The sequence below is a fragment of the Magnetospirillum fulvum MGU-K5 genome (assembly GCF_000442515.1).
In the GTDB taxonomy this organism is placed as follows: Bacteria; Pseudomonadota; Alphaproteobacteria; order Rhodospirillales; family Magnetospirillaceae; genus Phaeospirillum; species Phaeospirillum fulvum_B.
Map to the genome: position 1 here is coordinate 1 of NZ_AQPH01000163.1, position 742 is coordinate 742.

Annotated in this window: 1 protein-coding gene; it reads right to left on the reverse strand. The window is 66.0% G+C overall.

Going from position 1 to position 742, the window contains the following annotated elements:
* Positions 1-181 precede the first annotated feature (181 nt).
* Entirely contained in the window at positions 182-655 is a 474-nt protein-coding gene (locus tag K678_RS17395; RefSeq protein ID WP_021133801.1) for a hypothetical protein, read from the reverse strand.
* Positions 656-742: the final 87 nt, after the last annotated feature.

The window sequence follows — 742 nt, forward strand, 5'->3', positions numbered from 1 at the left end:
ATAGCCGACCAGCGAGAGGCCGATCAGGGCACCGCCGATCGCGACCAGACTGGTGATCAGCGACTTGACCCCTTCCTCCGCCGGTTTGATCCAGTCGGCATCGGCGGCAAAAGCGGGCGCGGCGGCCAGCAGCGCAACCACGAACAGCGAACGGGCAATCAGTTTGGTCATGGCAAAAATCCTATCGAACGATGGAAAACAGGATCGTCAGGGCCAGGACGCACCCGGCCAGACTGAGGGTTGTCAGCAGGGCGGTGACGCGGCGGTGGCTGCGCAAAGCGCGACGGAGGTCCTCCATCGCCAATGCCTGCCGCTCGACCAGGGCGAAGGCCTGATCGAGCGAGGCTTTGACTGTCTTGTCCTTGAGGCTGGCCAGCACGGTTTCGACCGCGTCGGCGCAGGCCGCGCCGGTGGTGCCGAGAATCGCGGCAATGGCGGCATCGTGACGGGCCAGCATCCGCTCGTAATCCCGCAGCATCCCCTGGTGCAGGGTGATCAGCATCAACAGCGGATCGTCGCTGCCGATCGCGACGCCGTGCTCGCGCACCAGCATCGCCCGGGCCTCGTCGAGGCTCATCGCCGGGACCGGCGGCGGGGTGTCCCCCGCCTCCAGCACTTCGCCCGTCTCGGGGTCGAAGATCGGATCGTCGCTCATAGCCGGGCCCGATCCATCTGGGCATCGAGCTTGCGCCACATCATCTTGAGGCGCTGGCGTTCCATGATTGTCGTGTCGGGGCTGGAA